General features: G+C 62.1%; 17 protein-coding genes and 1 tRNA gene. 6 read left to right on the top strand and 12 right to left on the bottom strand.

The features are described from left to right. Nucleotides 1-22: 22 nt before the first annotated feature. The 6 genes from infB (at nt 23) to HS122_08820 (ending at nt 5,896) form a co-directional block, all read left to right on the top strand. Complete coding sequence (infB, locus tag HS122_08845; GenBank protein ID MBE7538505.1) at nt 23-2,542, top strand: translation initiation factor IF-2; 2,520 nt, start codon at nt 23-25, stop codon at nt 2,540-2,542. 107 nt (nt 2,543-2,649) lie between these two features. Then, nucleotides 2,650-3,030 carry a 30S ribosome-binding factor RbfA gene (gene rbfA, locus HS122_08840; GenBank protein ID MBE7538504.1) on the top strand — a complete coding sequence of 127 codons (381 nt, stop codon included), beginning with the start codon at nt 2,650-2,652 and terminating at the stop codon, nt 3,028-3,030. A gap of 15 nt (nt 3,031-3,045) precedes the next feature. Next, entirely contained in the window at nt 3,046-4,071 is a 1,026-nt protein-coding gene (locus tag HS122_08835; GenBank protein MBE7538503.1) for a DHH family phosphoesterase, read from the top strand. A gap of 3 nt (nt 4,072-4,074) precedes the next feature. After that, on the top strand, nt 4,075-4,803 hold the full coding sequence (truB, locus tag HS122_08830; protein ID MBE7538502.1) for a tRNA pseudouridine(55) synthase TruB: 729 nt from the start codon (nt 4,075-4,077) through the stop codon (nt 4,801-4,803). A gap of 74 nt (nt 4,804-4,877) precedes the next feature. Beyond that, the gene (gene ribF / locus HS122_08825) at nt 4,878-5,762 is read left to right on the top strand and encodes a riboflavin biosynthesis protein RibF (protein ID MBE7538501.1); all 885 of its coding nucleotides are present in this window, start codon (nt 4,878-4,880) and stop codon (nt 5,760-5,762) included. Between the two features lie 57 nt (nt 5,763-5,819). Next, nucleotides 5,820-5,896 (top strand) — tRNA-Val (locus HS122_08820). Between the two features lie 152 nt (nt 5,897-6,048). Here HS122_08820 and HS122_08815 read toward each other — a convergent pair. The 12 genes from HS122_08815 to HS122_08760 form a co-directional block, all read right to left on the bottom strand. Beyond that, on the bottom strand, nt 6,049-8,076 hold the full coding sequence (locus HS122_08815) for an auracyanin family protein (protein MBE7538500.1): 2,028 nt from the start codon (nt 8,074-8,076) through the stop codon (nt 6,049-6,051). A gap of 8 nt (nt 8,077-8,084) precedes the next feature. Further along, nucleotides 8,085-9,545, bottom strand: coding sequence for a DUF1080 domain-containing protein (locus tag HS122_08810; GenBank protein ID MBE7538499.1), 1,461 nt, complete (start codon nt 9,543-9,545; stop codon nt 8,085-8,087). A gap of 88 nt (nt 9,546-9,633) precedes the next feature. Next, nucleotides 9,634-9,768 (bottom strand): hypothetical protein, encoded by a 135-nt coding sequence (locus HS122_08805; GenBank protein MBE7538498.1) that lies wholly within the window; start codon nt 9,766-9,768, stop codon nt 9,634-9,636. Between the two features lie 197 nt (nt 9,769-9,965). Continuing rightward, nucleotides 9,966-10,154 (bottom strand): hypothetical protein, encoded by a 189-nt coding sequence (locus HS122_08800; GenBank protein MBE7538497.1) that lies wholly within the window; start codon nt 10,152-10,154, stop codon nt 9,966-9,968. Further along, a complete protein-coding gene (locus HS122_08795) occupies nt 10,151-11,389 on the bottom strand; it encodes a type II toxin-antitoxin system HipA family toxin (GenBank protein MBE7538496.1) in 1,239 nt (412 codons plus the stop codon). The genes HS122_08800 and HS122_08795 overlap by 4 nt, the downstream gene beginning before the upstream one ends. Then, nucleotides 11,386-11,700 carry a helix-turn-helix transcriptional regulator gene (locus HS122_08790; protein ID MBE7538495.1) on the bottom strand — a complete coding sequence of 105 codons (315 nt, stop codon included), beginning with the start codon at nt 11,698-11,700 and terminating at the stop codon, nt 11,386-11,388. The genes HS122_08795 and HS122_08790 overlap by 4 nt, the downstream gene beginning before the upstream one ends. A 315-nt stretch (nt 11,701-12,015) precedes the next feature. Next, entirely contained in the window at nt 12,016-12,420 is a 405-nt protein-coding gene (locus HS122_08785) for a PIN domain-containing protein (GenBank protein MBE7538494.1), read from the bottom strand. Then, nucleotides 12,417-12,677 (bottom strand): AbrB/MazE/SpoVT family DNA-binding domain-containing protein, encoded by a 261-nt coding sequence (locus tag HS122_08780; protein MBE7538493.1) that lies wholly within the window; start codon nt 12,675-12,677, stop codon nt 12,417-12,419. Before HS122_08780 ends, HS122_08785 begins: the two co-directional genes overlap by 4 nt. A 164-nt stretch (nt 12,678-12,841) precedes the next feature. Next, nucleotides 12,842-14,524 carry an apolipoprotein N-acyltransferase gene (gene lnt / locus HS122_08775; protein ID MBE7538492.1) on the bottom strand — a complete coding sequence of 561 codons (1,683 nt, stop codon included), beginning with the start codon at nt 14,522-14,524 and terminating at the stop codon, nt 12,842-12,844. Nucleotides 14,525-14,638: 114 nt separating this feature from the next. After that, nucleotides 14,639-17,614 (bottom strand): preprotein translocase subunit SecA, encoded by a 2,976-nt coding sequence (secA, locus tag HS122_08770; protein ID MBE7538491.1) that lies wholly within the window; start codon nt 17,612-17,614, stop codon nt 14,639-14,641. Between the two features lie 180 nt (nt 17,615-17,794). After that, nucleotides 17,795-18,730 (bottom strand): SDR family oxidoreductase, encoded by a 936-nt coding sequence (locus HS122_08765; GenBank protein ID MBE7538490.1) that lies wholly within the window; start codon nt 18,728-18,730, stop codon nt 17,795-17,797. A 76-nt stretch (nt 18,731-18,806) separates the two neighbouring features. Continuing rightward, on the bottom strand, nt 18,807-19,223 hold a 417-nt coding region (locus HS122_08760), incomplete at its 5' end, for a hemerythrin domain-containing protein (protein ID MBE7538489.1).

The following is a 19,223-nucleotide window of genomic DNA, read 5'->3' as shown; positions in this document are numbered from 1 at the left end:
CACTCGCGCCCGGCACCACACGATGAGCATCCGTATTCACGAACTAGCCAAGCGGCATAACATGGAAGGCAAGGAGATGCTGGCCTTCCTAAAGGAGCGTGGCTACGTGTCCGCGAATACCCGGTCGGTTTCCAGTACGGTCAGCAAGATCTACGAGGAAGAGGTCGACAAGGAGTTCGCCTCGAGGACGGCCGACGCACCGCCTGCCGCGCCCGTGGAGGATGCGCCGGTTGATGCGACGGAACCCGCCAAGGCTCCGTTCGGTATTTTCGTAAAGACAAAGGAGGACATCGCCCGCGAGCGCGAGGAGGCCAGGAACGCGGCCGCGGCGGCCAGCGCTTCGCCGGCTCCAAGTGCTCCCACGCCGACAGCCCCTCCGATCGTGCCAGCGCCAACGCCGCTCTCAACACCACCCGCGCTTCCCGCACGCCCGCCCCCAGCGCCCTTGAGAGGCACCATCGCTCCGCCGGTCGCTCCCCATCCGGTTCCTCCACCCGCTTCCGTGCCGCTGCGCATGCCGCCACCGCCGCCGTCCGCACCCATCCCTCCTCCGCCGATCGTGCGGGCACCGGCTGTCGCTCCAACTCCACCCGCGTTCAGCCCACCCCCCGTTCCGCCACCCCACGCGGTGCCTCCGCGCCCCGCCGCACCGCCCTCACTTCCAAGGATTCCAGCGCCGTCCACCCCCATCGCTCAGTTTCCTCCGGCACAACCGGCCCTTCCCGTAGCCACGTACACCCAGCAGGGCGACATCAGGGTCATCCACATGAAGCCGCCGATTGTTGTGCGGGATTTCGCATCGGCGCTGGGGCTGAAGCCCTTCAAGCTCATCTCCGAACTGATGGAAATGGGCATCTTTGCGTCGATGACGCAAAGCCTGGATGAACCGGTCGCCACCAAGGTTGCCGAGAACCACGGCTACCTGCTGGAAATCAAGCACCGCGGCGATGCCGCAACCCAGCAGGCCGCCAAGGAAAAGGCGCGCGCCAAACAGGAGAAGCCCGACGTCGATGACCCGGCAAATCTGGCTCCACGGCCACCGGTCGTGTGCATCCTGGGTCACGTCGACCACGGCAAGACATCCCTGCTCGACGCCATCCGCAAGGCCCATGTCGCCGAGGGCGAAGCCGGCGGAATCACCCAGCACATCGGTGCCTACCAGATCGAGCACTCCGGCCGCAAAATCACCTTTCTCGACACACCCGGCCACGCGGCTTTCTCCAAGATGCGCGCGCGCGGCGCCAATGTCACCGACATCGCCATTCTGGTCGTCGCCGCCGATGACGGCTTCATGCCCCAGACCGACGAGGCGCTCAGCCATGCCCAGAACGCCAAGGTCACCCTCATGGTTGCCGTCAACAAGATGGACGTGAAGGGAGCCAACCTTGACCGCGTGAAAACCCAGATGCAGGAGCGCGGAATCGCTGCCGAGGACTGGGGCGGCGAAACCATCACGGTCCCTGTTTCAGCAATCAAGGGCACGGGCATCACGGAACTGCTGGATTACGTCCTGTTGCAGGCCGACGTTCTCGAACTGAAGGCGAATCCCAAGGCGGACGCCACGGGCGTCATTATCGAATCCCAGGTCGACGTGGGGCGCGGCCCCCTGGCGACTGTCATCGTTCAGCGCGGCACACTGAAGATCGGCGATGCCCTCGTCTGCGGTCCTCATTGGGCAAAGGTCCGCGCCATGTTCGATGATCAGGGCAGGAACCTCAAGGAAGCTCCTCCGTCAACCCCCGTGCGCATCATCGGATGGTCAGGCACGCCGGAAAGCGGTTCACAGTTCCGCGCCGTCAAGAATCCGCGGGAAGCCGAAAAACTCGCCGAGGAGGTCCGGCATGAAGCCCGCAAGGAGGCATCAACCCAGGCTGCCCAGCCAAAAAATGTCTCTGTCGAGCAGTTGTTCGCCGACATCGCGGCGACCCAGAGCAAGACGCTCAAGGTCATCATCAAGACCGACGTCTTCGGCTCGTCCGAAGCCGTGCGTAGCGTGCTCGAGGGAATCAAGAGCACCAAGGTCTCCCTCGAGATCGTCTCAACCGACGTGGGCCTCGTCACCAAGAACGATGTCCTGATGGCCGGAGCATCCGGAGCGGTCGTCATCGGCTTCAATACGAAGCTCGAAAATGGCGTCACTCCCCTCGCCAAGCACCACAAGGTCCGCGTCGAGACCTATGACATCATCTACGAACTGGGCGACAAGGTGCGCGACATGATGGCCGATCTCCTCGATCCAGAAATCAAGGAGGTCCGCACCGGCGCCGCCGAGGTCCGCGCAACGTTCCCGCTCGCCAAGGGCTTCGTGGCCGGATGCCTCGTCACCGAAGGCAAGGTCACACGCAACTCCCGCGCGCGCGTCCGCCGCAAGAAGGACTCCGTCTACGAAGGCAAGGTTGACACGCTCAAGCGGTTCAAGGACGACGCCAACGAAGTCCGCGCCGGCCTGGAGTGCGGCATCAAGCTTGACGACTTCAACGGTTACGAGATCGGCGACGTGATCGAGGTCTTCGAGATACAGAAGGTCAGGGCGTCGCTCTAGCCGCCAGCCCCGCCCCCTGCATCGGTAAACGCCAGGACGGCCATCGCGCCGTCCTGGCATCCCGGCGCTTGCGGTCATCGCGGAGCCCTTTCACTTTCGTTTTCACCGTGTCCAATCGAACCCTTCGCATCAACGAGCTCGTTCAGCGGGAAATGAGCGACTACCTTCGAAAAAAGCACCAGTCGGAGGCGGTCACGCTGACCATCACCTCAGTGGAGGTGGCATCCGACCTCCGAACGGGCAGGGTTTTTGTCGGCGTCATCGGCGATGACGCGCACTGCACGGACCGCCTTCGATGGCTTCGCAAACACGGCGAGGAGATCCGCCGCGAAATGGGCAGGCGGGTGATACTTAAATGGAACCCACGCTGGGAATTTGTCCTCGACGATTCCGGCGAGCGCGGCGCCCGCATCCTGCGCGCGCTGAATGAGATCGAGGAGCTGGATCGAAAAGTCCGCGATTCCAAGGGAGGCGATGCGGCGGAGTGAGCCTAAAACTGATATATGAACAAACACACACCAAACACCCAACCCTACTCAAGCCAGTCGAAAGCCTTTGCGGCTTTGCTGCCCGCCCTCAAGGGCCGGACCGTCGCCGTCGTCGGACATGCAAAGCCGGACGGCGACTGCATCGGCTCGCAGGTTGCTCTGGCGACAGTTCTCCGCAACCTGGGGCATACCGTCGTCTGTGCAAATGTGGACAGGGTTCCGCGCGTGCTGCAGTTTCTAGCCTGCGACATGCCGTTCCTGAAGGCGGCCGACGCTCCCGCCGATGCGATCGCGATATTTGTCGACTGCGCGGATGTTGCGAGGCCCGGTGACGTCCTGGCTGCGCGCTACCCGCGCCCGTTCGCCAATATCGACCATCACCTTTCCAACACCAACTACGCGGAGAACAACCTCGTCGAAAAAACCGCCGCCGCGACCTGCGAGATGCTCGCGGGAATTTTCCTCGATTGCGGCCTGCCCATTGACCGGACAACCGCCCAGGCGCTCTACGCGGGAATCACCACCGACACGGGCCAGTTCCGTTTCAACTCGACCTCGCGAAACACGTTTCTTCTCGCAGCCGAACTGGTCTCCCGGGGTGCGCAACCCTCGGTCATCGGGACAGCGATATTCGACAACGAATCCCCCGCAAAGCTGCGGCTGCTGCAGCGTTTTCTCGCATCCCTGCGCATGGAGAGCGATGGACGGATCTGCATCGGAGTCCTGCCCCTGGGCGTGTTCGAAGAAACGGGCGCCTTGTTCGAGGACACCGAGGGGCTTGTCGACTACGCGCGCTCCATAGCGGGAGTGGAGGTTGGCGTGTTGATTGAGGAAAAGGTCGGTGCTGTGAAATCCAGCCTGCGCGGAAAGGATCCCGCCATCCGGCTCGACCAGATCGCCACCCAATTTGGCGGAGGAGGTCACGCCTGCGCGGCCGGGCTGACTCTCAAGGGAGCAACTCCTGAAGAATACAGGGCACGCCTCATTGAGGCCCTCAATGCCCGGATGGACGAAGTGAAGCGCACGCATCAGGCGGCTTGATCCATGCTCGGAATTCAAAAAGACCTCGATGGCATTCTGCTGATCGACAAGCCGGGCGACCACACGTCCCACGACGTCGTCGCCCGCGTCCGCCGCAAGCTCGGCATGAAACGCATCGGCCATGCCGGCACGCTGGACCCCATGGCGACAGGCCTGATGATCATCCTTGTCGGCAAGGCGACGAGTGCCTCGCAGTACCTGATAAGCCTCGACAAGGAATACAGCGGCACGATCAAGCTCGGTGCGGTGACGAACACCCAGGATGCCGAAGGCGAGGTTCTTGAGAGCAGACCCGTGCCAGCCTTTTCGAAGGAGGAGATCCTCGCGGCAGTGAAGACCTTCCTCGGCGACCAGTACCAGATGCCGCCGATGTTTTCCGCCATCAAGATCGACGGCGTGCCGCTCTACAAGTCGGCGCGCAAGGGGGAGGAGGTCGAAAGGGAGCCGCGATTCATCCGGGTCATGAGCTGGGAGATCACGCGCATTGCGCCGACTGAGCTCGATTTCGTCCTGAAATGCAGCAAGGGCACCTACGTGCGCACGCTGGCCCACGACCTCGGCGCGAAGCTAGGCTGTGGGGCGCATCTCGGTGCGCTTCGGCGCACGGGCACCCACACCTTCAACGTCGCACAGGCTGTCACTATCGAGCAACTCGAAGCCATGCCGCGTTCGGAGATCGAATCCCGGCTCCTGCCGGCCAGGTCCGCAGTGCCACCGGGATTTGTCCTGTGAACGCCAGGCGAACCTTTGCCAGTCCACAGGAGGCCGCGCCGTATCTCAATCGCGCGCTGCATCTCGCGATCGGCATGTTCGACGGCGTGCACCGCGGCCATCAAGTGGTGATCAATGGCGCGATCGCCGCCGCGCACAGACAGGGCGGCCTGTCAGCCGTGCTCACATTCTGGCCGCATCCCAGCCGGCTCTTCACCCCCGACAACCCGGTGCGCCAGTTGCAGTCGCCTGCGTACCGCGAGCGCAGGCTGTTTTCCCTGGGACTCGACGCCGTCATCACGCAACCCTTCACCCGGGAGTTTGCGTCAATCCCCGCGGACCGGTTTCTGTCATCCCTGAAGGAGTGGCTTCCCACTCTTTGCGCCATTTACGTCGGTGACAACTGGCGCTTCGGCAAGGGCCGCACGGGTGACGTTCCGTTTCTCCAGGAAGATGGCGCGCGGCTCGGCATCGATGTGGTCAGCACAGCGAGAATGAACGCCGACGGTGATGCCATCAGCAGCTCGCGCATCCGGTCGCTCCTCGTTGCAGGCGATATTGCCGAAGTGAACGCACTGCTCGGCTACAACTACTTCTCCGAAGGCGTCGTTGTTCCTGGAAAACAGCTCGGTCGCACCCTGGGTTTCCCCACGCTCAATCTGACCTGGAATCCCGACCTTGCACCGCGGTTCGGTGTCTACGCCGTGCGCCTCCGCGACGCCGAGCAGGCCGACGCCGCCTGGTTCCCGGCAGTTGCGAACTACGGGCTGCGTCCCACGGTCGAGCAGGCGACAGAACCCCGCCTCGAGGCGCACGTCATCGGACAATGCAACTTCGACGCTGGTGATCGCCTGATTGTAGAATGGCTGGCATTTCTGCGACCAGAGAAGCGATTTGAAACTGTCGATCAGCTGAAAGCCCAAATCGCAGCTGATCGCGATCGGTGCATCACCCACTTCGCAACCCATTCCGGAGCGTGAGATTTTTACTTGCACCCTCCCTCCCCTTTCCTGCTTAGTGGCAGACCGTCAGCTTGTGGACCTTTAGCTCAGTTGGTTAGAGCGTTTCCTTGACATGGAAAAGGTCACTGGTTCGAGTCCAGTAAGGTCCACCATCCTCATAACATGCTGCCTGTGAGCGGTTAGTGAAAATACCCCAGAAGATCAGCCACGAAGGAACGAACCTTCGGTGGCACCTATGGCTAGCGAAGCCCTTCCCCCGATGAAGCGCAGCCTCGACGCCTGCCTCGCAGCGATGGTACCGCCTTCAACGCGCTCGCACTCGCAAAATGCCCTTCATCGTCGCCGCATGTCCTGGAAAACTGCAGATGTAGTCGTAGTCTCCAACCTCCTCGGGCACCGCGAAGAAAATCCGGTCGGTGCTGTCGGGCTGCGTCAGCGCGGTGTGGTAAAGCACGTCATCGGTGTCAGGCACGTAGTTGTGCGCGGGACCATCGATGCCCATGGCCATCGCCTCAGCGCCCACTTTCTGCCCGGTCCCCGGACGGCAGATCACCACATTGTGCAGCATGTCGTCGGAATTGCGAAACACGAATTGAATCAGCTCTCCGGCCGTGACGACCAACTCCTCCTGGTCAAACTTCATTCCGGGACGCGTACCCAGAATGACCGCTTGATCTTCCCTCCACTGTTTCCAGGCAGCCGGCTTCAGGGTCGGATGCTTTTTTGTCCACTCATTCGCGGAGGGAGGAACGGGCGGCACGCAAAATTCCCGCTCCTGCTTCTCCACCGGGATCAATCGGTCGCCATCGGGAATCTCGTTCAGTGTGTAGTAGGCGACAGCATGCACCAGCGACTCCGCTCCATCAGCCGATCTCACTCCCGCCGCCTTGATCTCGTGCACATAGCCTTCGCGCAGACAGATCGCGCCAATGCGAACACTCCTCCGATCCGCTGCAACCTCGACCCGCCGAATCGGGCAGGACAGGCGATTGATGGGGGCACTGCCATAAATGTAATGGTACTTGTAGGTGAAGCCGGCAACGGAGTAGCTCGCCGGATTCTCAGCCGAAATCAGGTCCACCGGCTCGGTAAAACGAAGGATGAACCCGTCGGGCTGAGCCTGAATTTCCTGGATTTCAAAGGGCACCTTTCCAGTCCACTCAACCTTCTCCAAACCATACTGCTTCGGACCCACGGATCCCCAGCCCCGTGCGGTTTCTCCAGAAAACATCACCCCATCCTCCGCCATCGCGAGGCGAAGCACACCGCATTCAAATCCTTCCTTGAACGGGTGGACGGCGCCCTGCCAGACACCTTTCACCTTTTCGAAGGAAAGGCGCATCACCTTGCTCTGCCCTTGGTCGCCGACAAAAATCTGACCGCTGAAGGGTCCAAACTTTCCTCCCGAGCGATCCTCCACCAAACCGGCCGTTGAAATTCCAAGGATGGTGTGCGGCAGCCACACCGTCGGTCGCTTCAGACCGGGCATGGAACCGAGAACCTCCTGCATCGGCTGACCGGTGCGTGAGACATCGTCTGGGCGCAAGGATACGGTTGATCCCGGAAGTTTCGACCAGGCCAGCGAGGCCGGGTGTCCCATGAAATCGCCCGGCTGAATCTCAGTCACCCGACCCGATCCCGCCCATTCACCCTGGTTCTCAGAATAGAGCCAGAGTCCTTTCGAAGTGACCAGATGATCCGCAGGTGATCTCAATCCAGCCGCAATCGGGATCATCTGTCCGTCCGGTGTCACCTCCAGCGCCCATCCGCGCCAGGGAACCGCACTCTGCGTCGGGCTGCCAAAGCCCACATTCAGCGTCACCCTCAGGTTTCCATTCGGAGCCATCACCGGGCCAAAGGCGTATTCGTGATAGTTCCCGCTCAGGGGAAATTTGCACACCGTGTCGAATTCATCCGCACGTCCGTCTCCATCACGATCCACGATGTGCGTGATCTCCTGTCGCTGGGCGACGTAGTAGCCGCCGCTCGGAGCAGCGCAGATCCCAAGCGGCTCATGAAGTCCGGAGGCGAACAGGGTGTAGGTCGGACGGGGGTGCGCGGCATAGGCGCCATCCACCCAGTAGATCTCACCCCGGCGCGTCACAACGAGGAGACGCTGTCCGGCGACGGGGAGAATTCCGCTGACCTCGAGCACGATACCTTCAGGCACCGGCAGAGAGGTTCGTTTCCAGTAGCGCTCCTCCCGTTCGATCTGCAAATAATTCGGTGGAGCGAAACGCTCCGCCGCCGAGGGGTTTTGCGCCAGCGCAGTGCGGGCAGCGCCCGCGATGAGAATGATCCCGATCCAGGAGACAGAGAGAATGTGTTTCATGGTTCAGGTTACCAGACGAGCGTGTAGGAAACGGGTTTGTCCAAAGTGTCCTTGGTCAGCGGCACCACCAGCCATTGCCGGCCGCCGCGTGACAGAACAAGCGGGGTGTGCTCTGTCCCGGTTGGAAAATCGACATACCACTCGCGATCTCCCACAATGAAACCGGATCGTCCAGCTGGCGCGGGTGTGATCTGATCGGACTCCGCGAGAAGGAGAAAGCAGCTCCATCCGGGGAGCCTTCCTTCACACCGCACCGTGCGTGTCAGCCCGGTTCCTTCCTTTGCGGGAGCCACACGATCCGTCAGGCGCAAATCGGCGAGGTGTGCCCTGAAAACCGGGGTTCCGTCCGTCTCAAGCCGGTATCCATCAAACCCATACAAGGGACTGGGGTCAGTCGGCCAGCCGTCAGATTCAGGCGTCTCAATCAATGCGATGCCAGGAGCTCCACTCAGGGTCAGAAAGGGGCCTGCGGGTTTGGCGAGCTGACTGGTCCCACGGTCCTCCCACATTTCACTCGTGTCGACAAATCCACCCCGCCAGACACGGAGCACCGAAAACGATTCGGTATCGTAGGCATAGTTCCCTCCTTCCGGTGTCCCCACCGAGCAGGCGTAAAGGCGCTTGTAAGGCTGAAAGGGCACGAACCCACGCTGAATCCTCACGTGATCTCCGACCTCAAGAATGATCGGAGTCGTCGCGGAGCGCCCGCGTTTTCCGTTTGAGACCGCCGCAGACGCCTTCGGCACGGTGCATCGCAGACCGCGGAAGGCCACCGGGCCATGGCTGCCTTGAATCATCAGCGGACCAAACGGCGCTTCAGTCTTGAAGTGGCTGGCCCGCGTCGGTCCGGTGGCAACAGCGTCGACCTGCACCGGAAACCCGTTCACTTCGACGAGCGTAAAGCGCGCGTTCTCCACCTTCCGGCCCTGCCCGTCAAATCGCGGCGCTCGAAAAACCACACGCAGGTGCTGCCAGAGGCCGGGCGCCCTCGCCGCATTCGCCAGCGGTGCAACTCCGTCAAAACTTTCCCGGCCCTTGCCTCGCGTTCCATCCCAGCGCGGATAGACGGCACCGAGATCCTGAACGCCGGGCGTGCGTCTGCCCCAGCTGTCAAACAGCTGGATCTCATACCTGCCCATGAAATAGACTCCCGAATTCGATCCCTTGGGAAGGAGGAAATCACCTTCAAACTCCATGTCTGCGTGCTCCCACTCAGTGTAAAGATCGGAACGGGCCGCCTCACTGGGTTGATTCACGATCACACCCTTCCCGGCGCGGGCGATGAATCCCCCTTCTTCGCGTGGATCTCCCGCCAGGCCGCCGGCTTCGCTCCAGTTGGAGCCGGCGGACTTGAAATCCGCAAGCTGGTTCAACTCCGCATTGCCGCTGAAAACCGCCCCGGAGACAGAGATTGAAGTGATGCACACACCGACGGCAGTCCACAACCACGCACAAGTCATCTTAGGCATTTCGCAGATCCAGCAACTCCCGTCCCGGCAGCGCAAGCGGCAAATGCAGTGGCCGTGATACCTGGCCGCTTTCGACCTTCGCAAATTTCTAGAGCTGAGGCTTACCCGGAATCATCGCCTGTTGATGAGCCGCAACAGCGGCCCGGATCTTTTCCAGGATGTCGGGATGCTGCGAAGCGATGTCAAACTGTTCGCCAGGATCTGAGCCAAGATCGAAGAGCAAGGGAGGATCATGCGCCTCCGCCCTGGGCTGACCGTGCGCGGGCGGATGAAGAATCAACAGCCAGGATGATCAATACTGCAGCAACGAGCGGAATGAGGCATTTCATGACATTCGAGGACGCTCGCGCAGACATGATTCGCCACGATTCTCCCGGGGTGCGACTTCAAGCGAAAGACAGAAACTTCATCAATCCACTTTTATGCGTGCGCAACGACAGCGATCACCCGAGTGGCGCTCAGCATCAGGGAGCGGACCCAGCTCGCCTCATACTGTGCCTGCAGCGGCGCACCATCTACGGCGTCCGCCTCGCATCGCGCCCGCAGGTCGTCTTCAAGCTTGCCCACCTCAGCCTTGAGGACTGCGAGCGGGAGCGGAGAATCAATCACAGGGGGAAGGTTCTGCGGAGTCGGGCAGCCTCCGCCATCAGTGGATGCTCAAAGGCCGAGGCGTATGCGTCGAGGGTGCGGGCCGGGAGGCGCAGTTTCTTCGCAGTCGTGCGCCAGCCGGCTACGGCGGCGTGCACTTCGCGGACGATGGCTTTCGCGGCGGCCGGCTTCAGGCCGAAGCGCGGCGCAGCCTCCATGGCGGCCTCAATGCTGGAGTCGGGGTTGTCCTCAGAGATGGCGGTCTTGGGCATCTGGGCGCGCTCGATTTCAGTCACCGGGTTCAGGTCATAGGCTGGCGAGAGCGACCACTTGCCCGCGGTGCGCATCAGGAAGCCGTGGTTGCGGAGGTGGTCGTCATAGTTGCTCGCAAGCAGCGAAAACACCAGGCGTCGCCAGAGTTCGCGGAGATCGCCGGCCACGTTGTCACCGAACTGGCGGATGCCGTCGGCGAGAAGCGTGTAGGCGCCGGGCTCGCCGTGCAGCAACCCGAGCAGGCTGTTCGCAGAAAGAAAGGGAAGGCGGTGCGCACCGACGCGATCAAAGCGGGTCAGGACCGACACGCCGCGCCCACCTGCCGTGACTAGCCGGGATTCAGCCACGTTGATGCCGGCGAGTCCCGCCAAGTGGAGGGCGAGCACTTCACCGGCCGCGATGTCACGCACGTCGTCGGGCTTGGGAAATTTGGCCATGGCCAGCCGGCCGTCTTCCAGGGTCACCGCTGCCTTGGGGCGGGCGCCCCCGAGCGGCGAGCCGGCGCCGAGCAGAAACCGGAGGTCGGCGGCGGTTTCGGTTTCACCGTGGATGGCGTCGGCGGCCCGCAGCAGCACGGCCAGGCTCACGAGGGGCGGCAGCTTGCCGGCGGTCGCGGCGCGGAAGGGTCCCGCAGGCTCGGTGCGGAACCGCAAGGCGCCGATGCGGGCCGTGTCGTCGAGCGCGAGGACGCAATCAATATCGCGGTAGGGCTTTCGCACCAAGATGCGTTTGCGAACGGCCCGCTCGATCAGGATCCGGCCCCAGCGGTCCGGACCGCTGTCCTGCATCGCGCCGAACAGCGAGGCGCCGTGAATCGGGCCGGAGCCCAGCGGCAGACTGGTGGGATCAATCGAAAACGCGCCGGCACGAGCCAGCCATTCGCGGTCATACTCAAATGTCACTGCGGCGTTGCGCTCCGCCGTGTGCAGCCGCCCCACGGGATGTGTCACGCCCTGCCAGTCGATGTGCACCTCGATGCTCATGCCCGGGGACGCCGAATACGCTTGGGCAGGCGCTGCTCATCGAGGCTCAGTCCGAGCACGTCGTCACCCGGAGCGGCCAGGTTGGCCAGCCGGTCATGCAGTTGGAGCACGAATGCGGCCGTCGCCAGCGTGCCAGCGGCCACGGTGGGATCGCCTCGTTCCATGCGCCACAGGGTGTCGCGGCTCACGAAGAGCCGGTCCGCCATGTCCCGGGTCGATATCCCGCGCTTGCGCCGGGCCAAAGCGAGTTCCCGGCCCAGCTTGCGCAGGGCGTGGGTGACAGGAAGTGGCAGTGAAGGAGAGCGGCTCACTGCTTTATCGTCCAATATACCTGACGTTTTGTCAACCTACGTCTGATATACCCGATCTAATCTGACACCCGCTTCGATGCTCATTCCCTGGCAGGGAGCGCTAACTGACGCCGGGGGAAATCGGCTCCCCCTTGATCGTCGCAGCGGGTGGGAGTCGTCGGAGGGGGCGAGCACACAGTGACGACTATCGACAACCACGCACAAGTCGGGTTAGGCGTTTCGCGGGTTCAGCAACTCCCGCCCCGGCAGCAAAAGTTGCAGATCTTTCGATCGACGGGATGATCGACAAGTTGAGAACCATCACCTGCAGCCGCATCATGGCACGTGGATCACGACGTCGGAAAACTTCTTGAAGTCCTGGTCAAAGGTCACAATCGGCTCCCCAGTCGAGACGGCCAGGGCGGCCAGGTGGGCGTCTCCGAAATCCACATTGGCGCGCGCAACTCGCGCGAGTGCGTCAAGCATACGGTTCTCGTCCTCCAGTTCAAAGACACCGGTGTGCAGCAAACGGATCAATAGATCGGCCGCATCCGTGCGGGACATGCGATAGGATGCGCGCAGCGCGTAGAATATCTCCGCCAGCGTGGTTGAAGAGAGGATCAGAATTGTCTCACCCCGCTGAGCTGAATCGACGAGCGACCTCGCCCGGGGCGATTGCTTCGCATCGTCGTTGCGAAGGAACCGCAGGATCACGTTGGCATCGACGTGAAGCCGCTTCATGTGCGCCGCTTTCGGCACCCCATCGCCCGGCGAGCCTTCGCCATTTCGTCGGGATCCCTGCCCCTTCCATCCCCTGCCGCCCCGAACAAGGTCATCACGTCCGGCGCAGGACGCACGCGCGCCGATCCGTCCTCGCAAACCTCCCAGAGCACCCCGGACGTCTTCCAGATGCGGCGCAATTCCACGGGCACGGTCGTCTGCCCCTTGCTCGTGATCGTAGTCCTTACCATGGCCCAAAGGTAATACCTTTGGGTCATGCCCGTCAACAGTCGTATCAACCATCCCGAGACCCGATCATCGCCTCAATCGCGCAGGCAGGTAGTCGACCAAGCGATCAACGTAGTTGGCGACATCCGGATCGAAGTCTGCCTGAGCGTGGACGGGCGCTGGGAACCATATCCTCCATGAATCTACCTTGCCATCACGGATCTTGCGGATCAGCCGGCCCCGCGATCGATTCGTCCGCCTCAGGCCTGGGTGATATGCGCAGCAGGGTAGTCGCGCCAACAACTAGAACGCCGCAGAACAGGACGAACCAGTCCCCGTGCTGAACGTAGAACGATTTCCTGCCCACCCAGCGAAAATCCCGCTGCACCTCCGCGACGCGAACCCCCTTGAAATAGATTCCCTGTTCCGGATCGGTCGCGACGGCCTTTGTGACTCCGAACTCGTCAATCCATCCGCTCCATCCGCCGTTGCCGATGCGCAGCACGGGACGGCGCGTCTCAACCGCCCGGAGAACGCTGTGCGCCGCGTGCTGGAAGGCCGCCCCATCCTCGCCAAACCAGCCGTCATTGGTCATCACCACCAGCAGATCCGCGCCGGCCAGAACACTCTCCCGCGACAATCGGGGAAAGAGATCCTCATAGCAGATCAACGGACCGATCGAAACAGGGGTCTTCCGCAGCGTCGTATGCAGGAGCCCGGGTTCACTCCCATGCATGAAATCATCGCTGCCGATCGGCACGACCTTCTGCAGCCAGCCGAGCAGGGGACGGAAGGGAACGTACTCCCCGAAGGGAACAAGCTTCCGTTTTGCGTAGTAATTCGGCTGAACCCCGCTGACAGGATCCACCAGGAACGCGGCATTGTACCAGGCCTCCTGAGGTGTGGCCGGATGCTCGATGGCAAGGGATCCCAGCACGAGCGGGGCACGCGCTTTAGCCACCAGCTCCTCCGTCCAGTTTTTTGTCTGCTCATCACCCTTGAGCGCCCAAGGCGTGCATGCCTCGGGCCAGAGTATCAGGTTGGGACGGCTTGCCGCCGCCTGTCGCGTCAATGTCTGCAGGGTGTCCACTATCGCGGGACCTTCCGCCGGGTCCCACTTGATCGTCGACGGAATGTTGGGCTGGACGAATGCCACCTTTCCCAGGCCCACGATGTATTGTCCGCGATTGATCGTCTCCTGCATCTGAATGCTGAGGCAGACAACAAGCAGGAACATGGTGGCGAAAAATTCCTGGCTGCGCCGGTTGAGTCCTCGTTTCCCTTCGCAGAGGAGCCGGTGCGCATAGGCGCCGAAGCCGAGATTGACCGCGATGAGCACAAATGAAATCCCGCCCGCTCCGGTGAATGCCGCAATCTGAAGGATGCTCACGCGCTGCCACTGACTCGCCGCGAGCGGCAGCCAGGGAAAACCGGAGAAGAGCCACGTCCGCAGCCATTCGTTCAGCACCCACAGCGCAGCCAGAGCAAACACCAGCAGGATCCGGGTCAGCGGCGGCCTGCCCAGCAGCTGCGGCATCGTCCACCGCACCGCGAGAAACCACGATCCCACCCAGAGCCCGATCACCGGGCCAAGCAGGAGCAGCCCGATCCACGAGACATGGTGAAGCCAGGAGAGAATCAGTGTCCAGGCAACGACGCACGCGCCCAGGACCACCAGCGAATAGAGTTTCCAGGAGGGCCTGCGGTAGGCCCAGAAGATCGCCGGCACCGCAAAGGCGTAACCGGCCTCCGGGAGCTTGCAGGGGGGGAAGGAAACAACAGTCAATAGGACTGTTGCCGCAAAGACACCCAGCGCCGCCAGGGCATGGGCATTTCGACTCCAGAAGGATGGAGGCGCATCATACGGATCAAGCGAAAGGATCTCCGCGTTGTTCATGCTCTCCGCATCACATCGATCTCAAACAAGGCCGCTGCCGCCACGCCGGACAACGCCACCACCCTCTCTGCGCGCGGAGCACAGTTGACGCAAATCGCAGGGGCAGGCTTCAACCTAGGCACCGTGGCAATTCTTGAACTTCTTTCCACTTCCGCACGGACAAGGCTCGTTTCGCCCGACCTTGGGAACCTCCCGGCGAACCGTCACCTTGGGAAGCTGGATCTCGTCATCGCCGCCGGAGGCTCGCGCAGCCTGCGGCGTCTCGCCGCGCGGCGCGGACTGGGCTGGTGCGGCGGTGCTGGCTGGCCCGACTGACTTTGCGCTGCGACTCAGGATCGCGAGCATGTTCTCGAACGCATTCAGGTTCGAGGCGCTCCTGAAAAGGCCGGTGCAGATTTGAAGGCGCACATTCTGCATCAGCTCCTCAAAGTACTTGTACGCCTCGCTCTTGTACTCCACCAGCGGATCCTTCTGGCCGTAGCTGCGAAGGCCGATGGACCGGCGAAGCTCCTCCATCTCTGTCAGGTGCTCCTGCCAGTGCTGGTCGATCGCGTTGATGACAATGTAGCGTTCGACCGCGGCCAGCGCCTCCGGCTCCTCAACCGACTCCTTGACGGCATAGGAGGCCCGGATCTTTTCAACAACCGTGGTGGCCAGGCGCGTGACATCGTTGCCGGCCAGATCCTCGGCCTTGAGTCCGATGGGAAACGTGCCGTTCGCCCATCCGATAAAGCTGTCCATCGCAGTCTGGGACGCCCCGACCTTCTCACCCACCCCGGCATTTTCGAGTCTTGTGGCGACCTCTTCTTCAACCTGTTCGGCGATGATGTCCTTCGGCCTCGCTGAGTGAATCGCGCCATTGCGGATGCCGTAGACCACCTCGCGCTGCTGATTGAGCACGTCATCGTACTGCAGCAGGCGCTTGCGCTGCGAATAGTTCTGCTGCTCGACCTTCTTCTGCGCGCTCTCGATCGAACGGTTCAACCAGGGGTGCTCAAGCTCCTCGCCCTCCTTCATCGACCCCTCCATCAGGCGCGACGCGAGATTGCCCTGAAGGAACAGCCGCATGAGATCGTCCTCGAGCGAGAGAAAGAATTTTGTGAGTCCGGGATCGCCCTGGCGCGAACAGCGGCCGCGCAACTGGCGGTCTATGCGGCGGGACTCATGGCGCTCGGTGCCGATCACAAAGAGCCCGCCCAGTTCGCGAACGCCTTCGCCGAGTTTGATGTCGGTGCCGCGGCCGGCCATGTTGGTGGCGATGGTCACCGCGCCGCGCTGACCGGCACGGGAGACGATCTCGGCTTCCTGCTGGTGATACTTCGCATTGAGCACGGAATGAACGATGCCGGTGCGTTTGAGCATGCGCGACAGCACCTCGGATGACTCGACGGAGACCGTGCCGACAAGCACCGGCTGCCCGCGGCGGTTGGCCTCCTCGATCTCCTTGACGACGGCCGCGTACTTGTCGCGGCGGGTCTTGAAAATCGAGTCGTTCCTGTCGACGCGGATGCACGGCTTGTTCGTCGGGATGACCTGCACGGCAAGCCGGTAGATGTCGTTGAACTCCGTGGCCTCCGTTTCCGCCGTGCCGGTCATGCCGGCGAGTTTCTGGTAGAGGCGGAAATAGTTCTGGATCGTGATGGTCGCGTACGTGCGCGTCTCGCGCTCGATGGCGACATTCTCCTTGGCTTCAACCGCCTGATGGAGTCCGTCCGACCAGCGCCGTCCCGGCATCACGCGGCCCGTGTTTTCGTCGACGATCAGGACCTTGCCGTCCTGCACCACGTATTCGATGTCGCGCTCGTAGAGCGAATAGGCGCGCAGCAACTGGGAGATCGTGTGAATCTCCTCGGACGTTTCCGCGAAACGCTGCTGCGAGGCCAGCTTCAGCTCCTCGCGTTTCTCGGGAGTCAGCGAAGTGTCACGGTCTATCTCGCTGTATTCGGTGGCTAGATCGGGCAGAACGAAGGCATCGGGATTGTCAGGGCGCAGACGCAGGCGGCCCTTCTCGCTGAGATCGGCCTGGTGCTGGCGTTCATCGATCGAGAAGAAAAGCTCCTCCTTGAGGCGATAGAGCTCCTCCTTCTGCAGGTCGGAACTCAGTTCGGTTTCCACCTTGTCCAGAAGCTTGCGCCACTCGGGCGTCTCCTGGAGGCGCAGCAGCTTCTTGTTCTTGGGATGCCCCACCTTGACCTGAAGCATCTTGCGCGCGGCAGCCTGCTTGTCTTCGTTCGTAAGCGCCGGCTTCGAAAGTATCTCCTCAGCCTCGGCAATCAGTCGGTTGACGAGCCGCAACTGTTCCGAGACCAGGCGCTCAACGCTCGGTTTGACGCGGGTGAAGGGCTGTTCCCGCTCGATCGGTGCGGGACCGGAGATGATCAGCGGCGTGCGCGCCTCATCGACCAAGATCGAGTCTATTTCGTCGACAATGCAGTACCAGTGGTCGCGCTGGACCTGGTCCTCCTTGCGGGTGGCCATGCCGTTGTCGCGCAGGTAGTCAAAGCCGAATTCCGAGGCCGTGCCGTAGGTGATGTCGCGGCCGTACATGTCGTGCCGTTCGGCCGACGGCATCTGCTGCTGGATGCAGCCCACGGTGAGCCCCAGGAAACGATAGAGGTAGCCCATCCACTCGGAGTCGCGGCGGGCCAGGTAGTCGTTGACGGTGACAAGCTGGGTGTTCCGACCGGTCAGCGCATTGAGGTACAGCGGCAGCGTCGCCACGAGCGTCTTGCCCTCGCCGGTCGCCATTTCCGCAATCTTTCCCTGGTGCAGGGCGATGCCGCCAATGAGCTGGACATCGAAATGCACCATGTCCCAGGTCAGCTCGTGTTCGCACACGACTACCGTCTGTCCCACCAGCCGGCGGGCTGCGTTTTTTACCGTCGCAAATGCCTCGGGCAGAATCTGATCAAGAGTTTCTCCAGCTTTGATCCGATTGCGAAACTCGTCGGTTTTGGCACGAAGCTGCTCGTCGCTCAGCGACTGATAGGACAGCTCAAACTCATTGATTCGTGCGACCAGCGGCCTGGCCGACTCCAGGAACTTACGATAGTGCCGGCCGGAAAAGCCTTTGAGGAGGAACGATAGCATGAAAGAAATCGATCCTAGACACCCTCATCGAGTTGGCAAATGGCAAATCATGGCCGGGCAATCCGGGGAAAATCGCCGGAGGACCTGCATACGCATGCCCGGGGGTGACGTCAGTTCAGCCATGCTGGGCCGGGCTGCGCTGCGCCCGAAGGCGGAGGCCATTCCTGGTCAACCTGCACTTCAGGTCGTTGCCAGATGGCCGCGGAAGTATTCGATCGTCCGCTTAAGCCCATCCTCCAGTGGCACTTTCGGCTCCCAGGCCAGCGTCTTGCGTGCAAGGGAAATGTCGGGGCGGCGCTGCTTGGGGTCATCGAGGGGAAGCGCCTTGTGAACGATCCTCGATTTGCCGCCGACCAGCTTCAATGTCAGTTCCGCGAGCTGGAGCATTGTGAATTCGCCGGGATTCCCGAGGTTCACAGGTCCCACGGTTTCCGTTTGATTCATCAAGCGCACAAAACCTTCAATCAGGTCGTCGACATAGCAGAACGAGCGCGTCTGCGTTCCATCGCCATAGATCGTGATGTCGTCGCCTCGGATCGCCTGGACGACAAAATTCGAGACAACCCGGCCATCGTTGGGGTGCATGCGCGGACCGTAGGTGTTGAAGATGCGGGCCACCCGGATGTCGACCTTGTTCTCGCGGTGATAGTCGAAGAAGAGCGTCTCGGCGCAGCGCTTGCCCTCGTCATAACAGGAGCGCCGGCCGATCGGATTGACATTTCCCCAGTAGCTCTCGGTCTGCGGGTGCACATGGGGGTCGCCATAGACCTCGCTGGTGCTCGCCTGAAACACCCGCGCCTTCAGCCGCTTCGCCAGACCGAGGCAGTTGATCGCACCCATCACCGAAGTCTTGGTCGTCTTGATGGGATTGTACTGGTAGTGCGGTGGCGAGGCGGGGCACGCCAGATTGTAGATCTGGTCCACCTCGACCTTGAAGGGGTCGATCACATCATGCCGCACGAGTTCGAAAAACGGATTTGAAAGCAGGTGCGTGATGTTCCCCTTCCGTCCGGTGAAGAAGTTGTCGAGACAAACCACCTCGTGTCCGTCCCGAAGCAGTCGATCGCAGAGATGGGAACCCAGAAATCCGGCGCCGCCGGTGACCAAAATGCGCATGCGCCGGAACCGTTGAGCAAGAGCCGGCCGATTTCGAGCAAATCCAGCGGTCGCACCGCAATGCGCGGCTGCAAACCTACACCGCCGCGGGAATTCGAGCGAGCGCCTTCGGGAAGAGGATGTTGTTCTCCTTGTGCACGTGGCGGTGCAGGTCGGCCTCGAACTCGGCCAGGCCCGCGAGCAGGGCGCGATGCGTGTTGCAGCTCTCGGCGTCGGGAGCGAAACCGTCGGTGAGCTCGCGCAGGCGCGCAACCGCGTTGCCGGCCGACTCGTGCTCGGCCTCCATGACGCTGATGGGGTTCGCGATCGAACCGCAGTGGAAACTGCCGTCGGCCGCCCCGGCCTCGATCTGCCGCACGATGGGGAACAGGATGAGCTCCTCCTTGCGCATCTGGCTGAACATCTCCTCGGCGAGGGCGACCACCGTCTGATGCACCGCCGCCAGGCGGGTGTCGCGCCAGCCGTGCTTGCCGGCGACGCGCCCGGCCATCTC

Source organism: Opitutaceae bacterium (assembly GCA_015075305.1).
Lineage (GTDB): Bacteria > Verrucomicrobiota > Verrucomicrobiia > Opitutales > Opitutaceae > UBA6669.
This window is presented reverse-complemented; position numbering and strand designations above follow the sequence as displayed.